Here is an 845-nt window from a genome sequence, read left to right on the forward strand (position 1 = left end):
CCCGCAGGGATCGATTATTTCACATTATTTCACCACTGCTCGCTAACATTTATCTCCACTACGTACTCGATCTATGGTTTGAGAAAAGGATAAAGGGGCAGAGCCACGGGAAAGCATTCATGGTGCGATATGCAGATGATTTTGTTTGCTGCTTTCAATACGAGACAGATGCGAAAGAGTTCTATGAGGCACTTATCCAACGGTTAAAAGAGTTCAACCTGAGCATTGCGGAAGAGTGGTACAAAAGGAATGGTGGTGGAAGACCATCAACTTTTGATTTCCTAGGTTTTACTCATTATTGCAGCAAGAATGCGAAGAGGACATCCTTCCGGGTAAAGCGCAAAACAAGCGCAAAGAAATACAAGAATAAAGTTAAGACGTTCGGGATTTGGATGAAGCAGCATCGACATGAAAAGTTGGAAATCTTAATGGCAACGATTCGCAAGAAATTAACCGGACATTTCGATATTATGGGATCACGGATAAYCACCCGAATCTAGTCAAGTTTAAGAGAGAGATAGAAAAGGCGYTGATGAAATGGCTAAACCGCAGAAGCCAGAAACAAAGCTTCAATTGGGAGAGCTTCAACCAATTCCTAGAACGAGACCCATTACCGGAACCCCGCATTTATGTGAATATCTATGGGAAACGCAAGGCTAAGGCCTTTGTTCAGTAAGATGATTTGAAGAGCCGTATGCCTTAATTGGGCACGTCAGACTGTCTAGCAATTGTTTGTTCAGAATGTTTTAAAACGTGGGCTTATGCAATTTTTCTCATATTAAAGCCGGGTATGTAAGATTTCGAACGGGCTCGGTCTCTGAAGAGACCTATGAGCTCCTTCACGC

2 protein-coding genes are annotated in these 845 nt (G+C 42.7%); both read left to right on the plus strand.

The window, feature by feature from the left end; translation table 11 throughout:
- Positions 1-500, plus strand: a 500-nt coding sequence (locus tag AC1DWN_RS34560) for a reverse transcriptase domain-containing protein (RefSeq protein ID WP_477563314.1), incomplete at its 5' end; no start/stop codon positions are given.
- 37 nt (positions 501-537) lie between these two features.
- Positions 538-660 carry a hypothetical protein gene (locus AC1DWN_RS34565; protein WP_477563315.1) on the plus strand — a complete coding sequence of 41 codons (123 nt, stop codon included), beginning with the start codon at positions 538-540 and terminating at the stop codon, positions 658-660.
- Positions 661-845 lie beyond the last annotated feature (185 nt).

Source organism: Paenibacillus sp. P4_A7 (assembly GCF_056402455.1).

Bases quoted from the DNA above. Each gene is read 5' to 3' on its own strand.
- AC1DWN_RS34565 (WP_477563315.1), top strand. From the start codon at position 538: ATGGCTAAACCGCAGAAGCCAGAAACAAAGCTTCAATTGGGAGAGCTT.